We start from the raw sequence: 12202 nt of genomic DNA, 5'->3' as shown, positions 1-12202 counted from the left end.
AAACAAACAGCCTCATGTTACTAGTAACATGAGGCTGTTTGTTATACAAATATTTATATTTTTCTGATCTTATTTGAAAAATATCTTTTCCACTACTTCTTCATTATTAAAGCGAATTTTAATTATATGTAATTGATGAAGTTCAAACATATCAGAAACCTGGACTACAATTTGTTTATCAGGTGTATATTGGTTGTAAAATAGCCTTACTCCTCTGGTATCAAAAATTTCTACGGAAATATTTGAAGAAGGAGTTTCTATGAATGATATGTAGAATATAAAATCTTTGACAGGATTAGGGTAAATCTGAAGCAGCTGCTTGTTTCTGTTTTTAATCACAATAATGTTAGAATAGGAAACTCCCTGCTGTTTGCTGATACCCTTGATACGGTAATAAATTCGTGCTTCATTTCTTCGGTCTAAAGTAACCTTGTAAGTTTTTAAATTCTCATTAGTTATTTGTGGAATATCTTTTAATACGTTAAATGTATTCCCATCTATAGAAATTTCTAACTGAAATTTTTCATAATAATGGTTGGAATATGCAATAAAAGATACCTCTTCTTGTTTTAAGGATTGATTGATAGAAAGCTTTATGGCATCAATAGGAAGAGTACTGTTAGGGTTCTCAAGAGAACTTTGTTCCTTATTGATGAAGTTTATTGTTTGGTATTCACCATTTAAAACAGTATCGCTGTTTGTTTTGCTTATGCCAAGCCAATCTTGCATCATAGTAGTATATACCTGTCTATAATCAAACTGAGTGTTTATTTGTGTACTATTATTTGGATTGTCCGGTAAATCAGGAGAAGTTCCATACATTCCTGGATTTACGTTGGTGCCAAAAACAAACATAGGTGCGGCTGTTCCGTGGTCGGTACCTAAGCTGGCATTGTTGATAACCCTTCTACCAAATTCACTAAAGGTCATTCCTATAACATCGTTGGCTTTTCCCATTAAAATAAGATCATCCATAAATGCACCTATAGCTACAGATAATTTATTCAAAAGAGTTGCATGTGTTCCACTTGAGGTATCACCGTTCACAACCTGGGAAGCATGGGTGTCAAATGAGTTCTCATGATTTACAATATAAACAGGGGTTTTCAATCCCCCTCCAATCAATCGAGCAACAATTTTTAACTGATTAGCCAAAGAATTACCGGTGCTGGGATATTTTACAGATAATGTGTTTTGCGCATTATAGCTTGCCGTTACATTAGATGCATATACATTGCTTTGAGACTTCATTAAGCGTAGAAAACTTAACTCTGTGCCATAATCATTGTCTGGTACATCTCCGGGGCTTGCATTTACAATGTTTATCAGATCAGATGGATTTGGAACGTTGTATCCCATGTTTATACGAGTTCCCTGTAAGGATAGAGGCATAACACCTCCTATTTGGACAGAAGGAGGATAAGGATAGCTGGTATTTGGATAACCATCAGGATAATCTGGGAATTTTTTTTCCAGTCCTCTGCCTAGCCAACCAGTGTCTACAGAACCAGCAACCCCCATACCCGAAAACCAGATGTCTTGAGCATGGAAATGACTGAAACTAGGGTTTGGATAAGACACTCCTTGTATAATTGCTACATGACCATCATTATATAAATTTCTTAAATCGCTCATTGAAGGATGTAAACCTGTAGTGCTGTTGTTGTCTAACGATAATACAGATGATTGTGGTAACATTATATTAGCCCTGGCAGATGCTAATTGAGAGTATTTGTCTAGAGGAATTACTGTGTTTAAACCATCATTTCCGCCATTTAATTGAATAATAACAAGTATTTTATCTGAATTTGGGGTTATGCCATTGAAAGCTTCTAGAGCTGAGCCCGTAAGTCCCTCAAGAGCATATACGGGAATCCCTTTAAACATGAGCGGTATGCCAGCTAGGGATATGTTTTTAATAAAGTCTTTTCTTTTCATTTGGTTTACATTAGTTGAAATTCAGATAATTTTAAGATAGCATTTAAAAGAGCTTTCAGTTTGTCATCAACCGTCTTGGTATTAACAGTATTTGGGTTTGAAAGGTACGTTTGCCATGCACTTGTCCAGTAATTATCAGTAGATTGATTACTTAATAATGTTTGGATTTTTATTTCCTCTTTGTAGGTTTGTGGTAAATCCATAGGAAGACAGTATAGGATAAATACATCAACAACAGCACTAGGGTCATCCTGAATTGAGGTATCGAATTGTTTTAAAAAAGATATTCCATCTATTTTTGGTTTTATACCCTGAATTGTTCTGTTTCCGGCAATGAGTTCGTCTATAAGTAGGTCTCTTTTTTGAATGGTACTTGAATTTATCCAGTTCTGATAAAAAGTAGGAGGTTGGTAGTAAGCTTTCCAGCCTGAAACCGTAGGTACATTTCCGAAGTCTTGCTCTAAACTATTTTTAGCATAATTATAATAATTTTCCCATATTCTATATTGCCTGAAAATATCTCCTTCAGTTGCGGCTGTGGTATTTACGTTAAATGTGTTCAACATACCGGCAATAAAATCAAAAGGACTTTTTATCATTACTCCTCTATTGGCCATATCAAAAAAATGTTGACTTTTTAACAATCGGTTCACTACATTTTTTATCTCCCAGTTGCTGTTAATTAGTTGATTTGCTAATGGAGTAATAATAGTTGATTCTGTTTCAGCATCAATAACATAGTAGACAAAATACCTGTAAAGCCTTCTACAAATATATTTTGCAATTGCCTGCCCCTGATATTGAAAAAGCATGTCAAAAAACTCATCAAGTTCCTGAGCTCCATTTTGGCCGGTTTTGTTTAAAATTGTTGTGTTATTGAAAAAAGATGAGAAAGTTTTATTTTCCTGATTATGCCTGTTCTTATTAAATGAAGTTGTAACGGGGTAGGGGTGATTCTTTACATTGTTCTGTTGTCTCCAACCAGATAGAATTTTTGCAGCGGCTTGCACATCCTGTTCAGTATAATTCTGTGGATCTTTGCCTATGGCGAATAATTCCATTAATTCCCTTGCGTAGTTTTCATTAGGTGCATCGGCAGTACTATAATGATTACCCAAATAGAATATCATTGCACTTGATTTTGTTACTAATTCTATTATTGTTCTGAAATTTCCAAGGGCATTTTCTCTGAAAATTTTCATATAACCGCTACATATTGTGCCTGACTGAGGGGTTAAAAGTCTTACTTCGTTAAATTCTACGGGAATAAAATGATACCAGAAATTCACCATTTTTTCACGTATTTTATATTTATCGTCGTTTAACCATATTCCCCAATGCCAACATTGAAGGCTTAAGACACGGTTGTTGTTAACAATATTATCTGTTCCTCCCTGATTAGTAGGAAGTGCATATTCCAGATTATTCATACTCCAGTCTTCTCCATACGCTGTGGTACTATCTGTTGCGTTAGGAAGGTTTTGATAAAAATTAAGTGGTCCGGGACTTGGCTTTTGAGGTGTTGTATGATTTATTAAATTAGTGACCCAGTTAACTGCTGTAGAAGCGCTTCCTTTTGAAAGTAAAAGATCTACTCCAGCCTTACGGTTTCCAAAATTGGTACGTTTGAGCAAATGTATTGCTTCTCGTTCTGTCCAGGGACCTGTGTAAACGTCTAATCCGGAACTAACACGTAAAGTTTCTACAGGTATAGTTTTATTTAAGCTCTTATTAAATGTGTTGCTTTCGGTTTTGTCTACTTTCTGTATAAATTCATCATAAGACTGTTTTTTACGTTCTCCGATTGTTTTTCTGGAATACTTTTCAAATAGTTCATCTGTTGGCATAATGTAATATTTAAGGATTGATAATAAAAAATCTTAGACACGCGATCAGCAAGTACTACTTTTTATTGGTTTATAATATTTCTATATAACTAGTGTCTTATACAAAAGAATAATTATTTATAGATAATAATATCTCAATGTTGGGGTATAAATGTCTCAATAGGAGGAGAGAAAGAGTCAAAAAGAAACTATCAGAACAACAGTTATAATTATCATTATAGTTGTTTAAACGGAAATGTCTTTTATAACTTTGTGCTCTAATATTTTTGATTGTGATAAAAGTGCTCATCATAGACGACGAAGAAAAATTGAGAACGCTGCTTTCTAAGATCATTGCTTTAGAAGGGTTTGAAGTATTTCAAGCTTCTGATATTAAAACAGGATTAAAGAAATTGGAGCAGTTGGATATAGATGTGGTAATATGCGATGTAAAGCTTCCGGATGGTAGTGGCATAGAAGCAGTAAAACTTGTAAAAGATAGGTTTCCTTTGGTTGAGGTAGTTCTGTTAACGGCTTATGGCAATATTCCGGACGGAGTGCAAGCTATAAAAAATGGGGCTTTCGATTATATCACAAAAGGTGATGATAATAATAAAATTATACCACTTCTCTATAAAGCGAGTGAGAAAGTTATCCTGGCAAAGAAAGTACAACGGTTAGAAAAACAGCTAGGCGAACGTTATTCTTTCGCAAAGATTATAGGAAAATCAAATTTATTATTTAAGGCTATAGAGTTGGCTAAGAAAGTAGCTATTACAGACACAACTGTATTATTGACGGGAGAAACAGGTACAGGAAAAGAAGTTTTTGCACAGGCAATACATCAGGCAAGTGATAGGGCAACCCAAAGTTTTGTAGCTATCAATTGTTCTGCATTTAGTAAAGACCTGCTTGAAAACGAATTGTTTGGACATAAAGCAGGTTCTTTTACAGGAGCAAGTAAAGACCAAAAGGGTCTGTTTGAGGAAGCGCATAAAGGAACCATTTTTTTAGACGAGATAGGTGAAATGGCTTTAGAGTTACAAGCTAAGATATTAAGAGTTCTGGAAACTGGAGAATTTCTGAGGGTAGGAGATTCTAAACCAACAAAGGTAAATGTACGGATTATAGCTGCAACCAATAGAAAATTAGAAGAAGAAATAGATAAAGAACATTTTAGGAATGATTTGTTTTATAGGCTTTCGGTATTTACAATACACCTTCCCGCTTTAAGAGAAAGAAAAGAAGATATAGGAGCGTTAGCAAAATATTATGCACAGTTTTTTGCATTGAAGTTGAAAAAGAAGAAACTGTATTTGTCGGATGAATACATCGCCATATTAGAGAGTAATGAATGGAGAGGAAATATTCGGGAACTTAAAAATGTGATAGAGCGTAGTGTAATATTAGCAGTTACCGATACATTAGATGTAGAAACTTTGCCTTTAGATATGCAACATATAAATCTAAAAACAGAATCAATATCTACATACTCTCTGGCGCATGCAGAAAAATTACATATACAAAAAATATTGGCTCATGCCAACGGAAATAAAGCAGAAGCTGCCCGATTATTAGAAATAGGTATAGCTACATTATATCGAAAAATAGAGGAGTACAAATTGTAAATATTGCTTTTAGACTTTCATTTTGAGAAAGAGCCTATCATTTTGATAGGCTTTTTTGTTGTGTTTTATTTTGGTTTTTATGTTAGTTGTTGATTATCAGTGTGTAATATGGGCTCTTTCTTTTGTGGAATATTGTTTGGCATGATGGAGAAAAAAGAACTATGCAAAAAGCAATGACACAATTAAAAGAACCAGTTTGTTTTTTTGGAATTAACAGTACTGGTAGAGAAGCGATCAATTCTATGAAAGTAAATATTATACAAAATCAGAAAAGATGTTAGCAGCAATTTTAATAATTACAGGCGTAGCACTTTTCGCACTCCTTTTTTCATTAATCAAATTATTTGAAAAAATATGAATCCAAAACGGAAAATCAATGAAGAACGGGCAGCAATGTATATAGCCGTACACCACAAAGAAATTAGTGAAGAAATACAACAGTTATCTTCTCATAAAAACTTTGCAGGTATTATACAGGCAGTTATAAATCAGATAAGAGGTTTACTTGAAAAAGGAGAATTTGTTAGAATTGTCAGACATATCAGGTATATCGCATGGATATATCAAAGAGGTAACGAATATATCAGATACATTATTGAAAATCTTTTTGTTCGTTCATTTGAAGGTATCCGCAGAAGATGCTCCACAAAGCAATGGTTACAGCTTTACGCAAAAATACCTAATCCCTTTAAAGTAATTTATCTAACACAAAACAACTTTATTCAAACAGTAAAAAGATGATAGTATTATTCGTTATCGCAATTGGAGTATTTGGTTATATGGGCTATGTACTTGTTAACCCCGAAAAATTTTAAATCGGCAATAACACCGATGGAGAGCAATAAGAAGCAGAAAATAAAAAAGTTATTATCCTTTATCTTTTTGGGACTCATTTTAAACTCTTTTATATATCTGCTGAATCTAAAATCAATCATCCTGATGAAATGAGAAATTTAAAAGAAGATTTTAGAGATATAGGAAGAATTGTAATTGTGTTTCTTATAGTCACCTCGGTGTGGGGTATTAAACAATTATTTAATTAAAAAACATGAATACAGAAATTTTAGGAGTTATAGCGATGTTTGGGGTAACGCTGTTGCTGGCAATACCTTTAGGAAAATACATCGCAAAAGTATATGCAGGAGAAAGAACCTTTCTAGATCCTGTTCTTAATCCTTTAGAGCGTTTGGTCTACAGGATATCGGGTATAAATCCAGATTATGAGATGAACTGGAAACAACATTTGGTAGTATTGCTTACTATTAATCTGTTATGGTTTCTTATAAGTATGGGAATATTGATGAATATGGGGATTTTACCTCTTAATCCAGATGGAAATCCCAGCCAATCAGCAGATTTAGCATTTAATACCACCATTTCTTTTTTAGTAAACTGTAATCTACAGCATTATTCAGGCGAAACAGGTATTAGTTATTTAGGGCAAATATGGTTAATGTTTCTGCAGTTTGTAACGGCAGGAGTGGGTATGGCGGCAGCGGTCGTTTTGTTCAAAGCTTTCAGAGAAAAATCTGCCACTCAGCTAGGTAATTTTTACAATTACTTTTTAAAGTCCTGTACTCGTATTTTATTACCCATTTCATTGGTAATAGCTGCAATATTGGTGTTTGAAGGAACACCAATGACTTTTGAAGGAAAGGACACGATTACCACTTTACAGGGGGACAGTGTTCAGGTAAGCCGGGGGCCAGTTGCAGCCTTTGTGCCTATAAAACATGTAGGGACTAACGGAGGTGGTTTTTTTGGAGCAAACGGATCTCATCCGTTAGAAAACCCAACTTACTTGACCAATATGGTTGAAATGGTTGGACAGTTCCTGATTCCCATGGCTATGGTGTTTGCTTTTGGTTATTTCATCAGAAAAAGGAAGTTTTCATGGATGATGTTTGGGGTTATGACTATCGGTTTTTTATTGCTGGTTATTCCCAATGTAAACATGGAGATGCAAGGAAATCCTCTTATATCAGCTATGGGGATAGATAATTCTTTGGGAGCGATGGAAGGTAAAGAAGTTAGGATTGGTGCAGCAGCTTCAGGCTTTTGGAGTATTGTAACAACAGTAATTTCAACAGGTTCTATTAATTCAATGCATGATAGTTCTATGCCTTTGTCGGGAATGAACGAACTCTTAGCAATGATGATTAATGCTTTCTATGGAGGAGTAGGAGCAGGAATATTAAATTTCTTTGTGTTCATTGTTCTGGCTGCTTTTATTAGTGGTTTAATGGTAGGACGAACACCTGAATTTATGGGTAAAAAGATAGAAGCCAGAGAAATGAAAATAGCTATGCTGGTTGCATTGGCGCATCCCTTTTTAATATTAGTAGGTACGGCGTTGGCAGCAGCATTACCCAGTGAAGGGGCGGCTACATTAAATAATCCTGAGTTTCATGGGTTTAGTGAAATGCTTTATGAATATACATCAGCAGCAGCGAATAATGGTAGTGGTTTCGAGGGGTTGGGAGATAATACTCTTTGGTGGAATATTTCGACAGGGATAGTGCTGTTGTTAGGGCGTTTTATTCCGATTATAGGACCAGTGGCCATAGCAGGATTATTAGCCGAAAAAAAGTATATCCCGGAAGGTAATGGTACATTGAAAACAGACTCATCTACATTTGGACTAATGATTTTTGCAGTGATAGCAATTGTTGCTGCTTTATCCTTTTTCCCTTCATTGGTATTAGGCCCCATAGCTGAATATTTTTCAATGAAACAATAAAGAGGCGAGGGACTGAGAGTTTAAAAAATTATAGAAAAACATAAAGAAATGATTAATAATAAATCTTTGTTTCAAAAAAATATGGTTCAGCAGGCATTGAAACAATCGTTTGTGAAACTGAACCCCAAAGATATGTTCCGTAATCCAGTAATGTTTACTGTGGAGATAGGGACATTTGTAATGCTACTTGTCTGTTTGTGGATACTTTTGGGAGAGAATTCTCAAGGAAGTTTCGGATACAATTTTTTAGTGTTTCTTATCCTGTTGTTAACCTTGTTATTTGCCAATTTTGCAGAAGCTATAGCAGAAGCACGAGGTAAAGCACAGGCAGATAGCTTGAGAAAAACAAGAGAAGAAACACCCGCAAAAAAAATAAATGTTGGAAATGAAGAGTTCAGGAAAGAGGATAGTGGTAATTATAATGTATCTGTGATTAGCTCTTCTATGCTTAAAAAAAATGATGTCTTTTTATGTGTAACAGGAGATATAATCCCTTCAGACGGGGAAATTATAGAGGGGTTGGCAACTATAGATGAAAGTGCCATAACCGGAGAGTCGGCACCTGTAATACGCGAAGCGGGCGGAGATAAAAGCTCTGTAACAGGAGGAACAAAAGTACTGTCAGATAAAATTATAGTAAAAGTAACCACACAACCTGGAGAAAGTTTCTTAGATAAGATGATAGCTTTGGTAGAGGGGGCTAGTCGTCAAAAAACACCTAATGAAATTGCATTAACTATTTTATTAGCAGGATTTACGTTGGTTTTTATTATAGTAACCGTAACTCTGAAACCTTTTGCAGATTATGCCAATGTTAGTATTACTATAGCCTCCTTTATTTCATTATTTGTATGTCTTGTTCCCACAACAATAGGCGGATTGTTATCAGCAATAGGAATTGCAGGAATGGATAGGGCATTAAGAGCAAATGTGATAACCAAAAGCGGTCGTGCAGTAGAAACAGCAGGAGATATAGACGTTTTGCTATTAGATAAAACCGGTACAATTACCATCGGTAACCGCAAGGCCACTCAGTTTTACCCAGCGAAAGGAATAGATGAAGAAACATTTATTAAGGCCGCAGTATTAAGCTCTATGGCAGATGAAACACCTGAGGGGAAATCAGTTATTGATCTTGCAGGGGTAAATCCATCTGATTATGGTGTGGATAAACCAATATTTATTCCTTTTACGGCAGAAACACGATGTTCTGGTGTCGATTATAATCATGTTAGTATTCGTAAAGGAGCAACAGATGCAATCAGACAGTTGGTCTTAAGAGCAGGCAACAATTTCCCGATGGAAATAGAAGACAAAGTGACCGATATTTCCCAAAATGGAGGAACACCATTGGTCGTTTCTGAAAACGAAACTGTTTTAGGAGTAATAGAATTACAGGATATTATAAAACCGGGTATTCAGGAACGTTTTGACCGTCTTCGTAAAATGGGAATAAAAACAGTTATGGTTACGGGTGATAATCCTTTAACAGCAAAGTATATAGCAGAAAAGGCAGGTGTAGATGATTTTATTGCCGAGGCAAAGCCTGAGGATAAAATGAATTATATTAAAAAAGAGCAGGCAGAAGGTAGGTTGGTAGCTATGATGGGAGACGGAACAAATGATGCTCCGGCTTTAGCACAGGCAGATGTAGGTGTAGCTATGAATAGTGGTACACAAGCAGCAAAGGAAGCTGGAAATATGGTCGATTTGGACAATGATCCTACAAAATTGATAGAAATTGTTGAAATAGGTAAGCAACTGTTGATGACCAGAGGTACACTTACAACTTTTAGTATAGCTAATGATGTGGCTAAGTATTTTGCAATTATTCCAGCGTTGTTTATAACAGCAATCCCCGCATTGCAAAGTTTGAATATAATGCATCTACATTCTCCTGAAAGTGCCATTTTATCGGCAGTTATTTTCAATGCAATTATTATCCCGTTTTTAATCCCATTGGCATTAAAAGGAGTCCCTTATAAACCAATTGGGGCATCAGCATTGTTGAGGCGTAATCTGTTCATTTTTGGACTTGGAGGTGTATTAGTACCCTTTGTCGGAATCAAGGTCATAGATGTCATTATAACCGTATTTATTTAATCAAATAAAAATTCGATATAAAGAAAATGAAAAAACATATTATACCAGCGGTTAAACTAACGTTGTTAAGTATACTGCTTTTGGCTGTGTTGTATCCTATGCTTGTTTGGGGAATAGCCCAGATTTCTGATGGATCAGGAAAAGGTCAAACCATAGAGGATAAAGAGAAGAAATATTATCTTAATGTAGGACAGTCATTTACACAGGATAAGTATTTTTGGTCACGTCCATCTGCTGTCGATTATAACGCTTCAGGTTCTGGGGGTAGTAATAAAGGGCCCTCTAATAAAGAATATCTGAATGAAGTACAGTCAAGGATAGACACCTTTATGCTGCATAATCCTGGAATTAAAAAATCAGAAATACCCGTAGATATGATTACGGCAAGTGCCAGTGGTTTAGATCCTGACTTTTCTGTACAGGCTGCTAGGGTACAGGTAAAAAGAATTGCAAAAATAAGAAACCTGAATGAGGCAAGCTTAGAAAAACTTATTAATGATAATGTAGAAAAACCATTTCTGGGGATATTTGGTCCCGAAAAAATTAATGTTCTAAAACTTAACATGGCACTTGATCAATTAAGTAATAACAGCTATTCAATCAGATAGATAGCTTTGGGATATATTGTTATGGTTACAAGAATAGAGGTTAAGAAAGTTTTAGCAAAAATTGAAATCTCTTTAAATCCTGAAAAAGAACAGAAGTAAAATAATCTAAATATATATTAACATGAAAAAAATAATTGTGTTTTCAGCAGTAATGCTGGGAGCAGGAGGGAGTGTATTGGCTCAGGAAAATAAGCTGGCAATTAGCGGTTATACCGAAATATACTACCAGCAAGATTTCAATAATCCAACAAATAATGCTCGTCCCGGGTTTATTTACAGTCATAATAGAAATAATGAAGTAAGTCTGAATTTGGGGGTAATTAAAGCAACTTATAATACTGGTAATCTAAAGATGAATTTGGGGTTAGGTGTAGGTTCCTATATGAATGCGAATTATGCCGGAGAGGAAGGTGTTTTAAAAAATGTTTACGAAGCAAACATAAGTTTAAAATTATCAAAAGAGCATAATTTATGGTTAGAAGCAGGTATTTTACCCTCTCACATTGGATTCGAGAGTGCCGTTGGAGCAGATTGTTTTACCTTAACGAGAAGTATCATGGCAGAAAACTCACCTTATTTTGAAACAGGGACCAGGTTATCTTATGTGACTCCTGATAAAAAATGGCAGATGGTGTTATTAGTGTTAAACGGGTGGCAACGCATTCAAAGACAGGATGGAAATACTACACCTGCATTTGGACATCAACTGGTTTTTAAACCTAATGAAAAAATTACTCTGAATAGTAGCTCTTTTATTGGTAATGATGCTCCCGAAGAGATACGAAAGATGAGATATTTTCATGATTTATACGGGCAGTTTCAGCTTACCGATAAATTTACCCTAATAGGTGGTTTTGATATAGGAATCCAACAGAAAGAGAAAAAAACAAATCAATACGATATCTGGTATGCCCCAGCTCTTATTATGAAATGTGCACTCACAGATAAATTGAGTATGACAGCAAGAGGAGAGTATTATAATGATGAAAGTGGAGTTATTGCCTCAACAGATCAATCGGATGGAGTCCAAATATTTGGAGCATCATTTAATGTCGATTATAAAATATTACCTAATTTATATTGGCGCACAGAAATTAAAGGGTTAAGAGATAAAAATGTATTGTTTGTGAATAGGGAGAATAAGTTGCGTAAGGATAATCAATCAATAACAACTTCAATTGCAGTGTATTTTTAATCAGATTATCAAATCTCTCTTTATTTAATAAAGAGAGATTTGATAACTTTAATAAAGTAGGAGTTGTTTAAACTTTTGGCTGTTAAAAAATGATTCCCAATAAATTTCCAGTTTTGTGTTGCTAAATCATAAAACGCGGAGTCAAGTTGGGAATCATCGATAAA

The 12202-nt window shown here is 35.0% G+C and carries 9 protein-coding genes; 7 read left to right on the top strand and 2 right to left on the bottom strand.

The window, feature by feature from the left end; genetic code table 11:
• Positions 1-69: 69 nt before the first annotated feature.
• Positions 70-1938: a DUF1501 domain-containing protein gene (locus ACFSAH_RS09580; RefSeq protein ID WP_379662507.1), complete on the bottom strand. Its 1869-nt coding sequence runs from the start codon at positions 1936-1938 to the stop codon at positions 70-72.
• A 5-nt stretch (positions 1939-1943) separates the two neighbouring features.
• Positions 1944-3785 (bottom strand): DUF1800 domain-containing protein, encoded by a 1842-nt coding sequence (locus ACFSAH_RS09575; protein ID WP_379662506.1) that lies wholly within the window; start codon positions 3783-3785, stop codon positions 1944-1946.
• Between the two features lie 272 nt (positions 3786-4057).
• Here ACFSAH_RS09575 and ACFSAH_RS09570 point away from each other — a divergent pair, with 272 nt between their 5' ends.
• The 7 genes from ACFSAH_RS09570 (at position 4058) to ACFSAH_RS09540 (ending at position 12038) form a co-directional block, all read left to right on the top strand.
• Complete coding sequence (locus ACFSAH_RS09570) at positions 4058-5392, top strand: sigma-54-dependent transcriptional regulator (RefSeq protein ID WP_379662505.1); 1335 nt, start codon at positions 4058-4060, stop codon at positions 5390-5392.
• Between the two features lie 354 nt (positions 5393-5746).
• Entirely contained in the window at positions 5747-6133 is a 387-nt protein-coding gene (locus tag ACFSAH_RS09565) for a DUF7674 family protein (RefSeq protein ID WP_379662504.1), read from the top strand.
• Positions 6130-6207, top strand: a complete 78-nt coding sequence (locus ACFSAH_RS09560; protein WP_379662727.1) for a potassium-transporting ATPase subunit F — start codon at positions 6130-6132, stop codon at positions 6205-6207. Before ACFSAH_RS09565 ends, ACFSAH_RS09560 begins: the two co-directional genes overlap by 4 nt.
• Positions 6208-6440: 233 nt before the next feature.
• Positions 6441-8132, top strand: a complete 1692-nt coding sequence (gene kdpA, locus ACFSAH_RS09555) for a potassium-transporting ATPase subunit KdpA (RefSeq protein ID WP_379662503.1) — start codon at positions 6441-6443, stop codon at positions 8130-8132.
• Between the two features lie 48 nt (positions 8133-8180).
• Positions 8181-10235 carry a potassium-transporting ATPase subunit KdpB gene (gene kdpB / locus ACFSAH_RS09550; protein ID WP_379662502.1) on the top strand — a complete coding sequence of 685 codons (2055 nt, stop codon included), beginning with the start codon at positions 8181-8183 and terminating at the stop codon, positions 10233-10235.
• Positions 10236-10261: 26 nt separating this feature from the next.
• Positions 10262-10843: a K(+)-transporting ATPase subunit C gene (locus ACFSAH_RS09545; RefSeq protein ID WP_379662501.1), complete on the top strand. Its 582-nt coding sequence runs from the start codon at positions 10262-10264 to the stop codon at positions 10841-10843.
• Between the two features lie 121 nt (positions 10844-10964).
• The gene (locus tag ACFSAH_RS09540) at positions 10965-12038 is read left to right on the top strand and encodes a porin (RefSeq protein WP_379662500.1); all 1074 of its coding nucleotides are present in this window, start codon (positions 10965-10967) and stop codon (positions 12036-12038) included.
• Positions 12039-12202 lie beyond the last annotated feature (164 nt).

Source organism: Pseudopedobacter beijingensis (assembly GCF_042678145.1).
Taxonomy (GTDB): Bacteria; Bacteroidota; Bacteroidia; order Sphingobacteriales; family Sphingobacteriaceae; genus Pseudopedobacter; species Pseudopedobacter beijingensis.
Note: the sequence above shows the minus strand (reverse complement) of the source record. Positions and strands in the feature narration are given on the sequence as shown.

Coding starts and splice junctions, on each gene's coding strand:
- ACFSAH_RS09540 (WP_379662500.1), top strand. CDS start 10,965: ATGAAAAAAATAATTGTGTTTTCAGCAGTAATGCTGGGAGCAGGAGGG.
- ACFSAH_RS09560 (WP_379662727.1), top strand. CDS start 6,130: ATGATAGTATTATTCGTTATCGCAATTGGAGTATTTGGTTATATGGGC.
- kdpA (WP_379662503.1), top strand. CDS start 6,441: ATGAATACAGAAATTTTAGGAGTTATAGCGATGTTTGGGGTAACGCTG.
- ACFSAH_RS09545 (WP_379662501.1), top strand. CDS start 10,262: ATGAAAAAACATATTATACCAGCGGTTAAACTAACGTTGTTAAGTATA.
- kdpB (WP_379662502.1), top strand. CDS start 8,181: ATGATTAATAATAAATCTTTGTTTCAAAAAAATATGGTTCAGCAGGCA.
- ACFSAH_RS09565 (WP_379662504.1), top strand. CDS start 5,747: ATGAATCCAAAACGGAAAATCAATGAAGAACGGGCAGCAATGTATATA.
- ACFSAH_RS09575 (WP_379662506.1), bottom strand. CDS start 3,785: ATGCCAACAGATGAACTATTTGAAAAGTATTCCAGAAAAACAATCGGA.
- ACFSAH_RS09580 (WP_379662507.1), bottom strand. CDS start 1,938: ATGAAAAGAAAAGACTTTATTAAAAACATATCCCTAGCTGGCATACCG.